2 protein-coding genes are annotated in these 991 nt (G+C 66.1%); both read right to left on the bottom strand.

What is annotated here, in order from left to right; translation table 11 throughout:
* On the bottom strand, positions 1-221 hold a 221-nt coding region (locus A6302_RS20500; RefSeq protein ID WP_210183427.1), incomplete at its 3' end, for a hypothetical protein.
* A 256-nt stretch (positions 222-477) separates the two neighbouring features.
* Complete coding sequence (locus A6302_RS20495; protein WP_069308540.1) at positions 478-900, bottom strand: Ros/MucR family transcriptional regulator; 423 nt, start codon at positions 898-900, stop codon at positions 478-480.
* Positions 901-991 lie beyond the last annotated feature (91 nt).

Here is a 991-nt window from a genome sequence, read left to right as displayed (position 1 = left end):
CCGCGGCGGGTATGGCCGGCGCCGTCGTCGGCGCCCTTGCCGCCGCCGACATGACCGGCGCCGTCATCGGCGCCGCGGCCACGGCGGGCCTGCGCCTCGGATGCCTTCAGCGTCAGGCCGTCGGCGAAATCGAGCGTCACCGGGGCGGCGGTGAAGCCGGCGGCGAGGACCATCATGGACGTGGCGGCGACCATCGGGCGGAAGATGCGGTTGGTGATCATCTTGTGTCTCCTTGGGTATCGGCCCGCTCATCAGCGGCGGACAGGAAGACCCTAGCGAGACATGTTCCGGCGTTCGATCCGGCCGAGACCTCTGCGCCCCGGCGCCGACCCTACGTCCGACGGACATCGGACCTTGGTCCGGCGACCCTGGACGCCCATTGCCGTCCCGTCGCAGGCACCACGCCGAACACCCACCTCACGACGCAAAACGCCGCGCCCTGTGGGGAGCGCGGCGCTTGCGGTCGTGATGGCTGGTTCAGCGGCTGGTCGTGCGGCGACGCTGCTGGCCGAGGCCCATCTTCTTGGCGAGCTCCGAGCGGGCAGCCGCGTAGTTCGGGGCGACCATCGGATAGTCGGCCGGCAGGTTCCACTTCTCGCGGTACTCTTCCGGCGACATGTCGTAGTGCGTGCGAAGATGACGCTTCAGCGACTTGAACTTCTTGCCGTCTTCGAGGCAGATGATGTAGTCGTTCGTCACCGACTTCTTGAGCGGAACGGCCGGCTTTGCCGGCTCCGGCTCGACTTCGACCGGGCCGCCCTGGACCTTGGCCAGCGCGCCGACAACATCGAAAATCAGAGCGGAAAGTTCCGAGGCCGGAACCGTGTTGTTGCTGACGTAGGCAGCGACGATATCGGCGGCCAGATCGAGAACGGCTCCGTTTCCGTTGGCTTCACTCATTTCGTTTTCGATCCTTATGTACGAATATTTGCGGGGGTATCGACCGAGTTGGTAGCAGTCGCCCGCGTTTGCACACCGGCCGCCCAACTGT

The sequence above is a fragment of the Methylobrevis pamukkalensis genome, from assembly GCF_001720135.1.
Lineage (GTDB): Bacteria > Pseudomonadota > Alphaproteobacteria > Rhizobiales > Pleomorphomonadaceae > Methylobrevis > Methylobrevis pamukkalensis.
The sequence above is the reverse complement of the archived record's forward strand: the minus strand, read 5'-3'. Positions and strand labels throughout refer to the sequence as shown.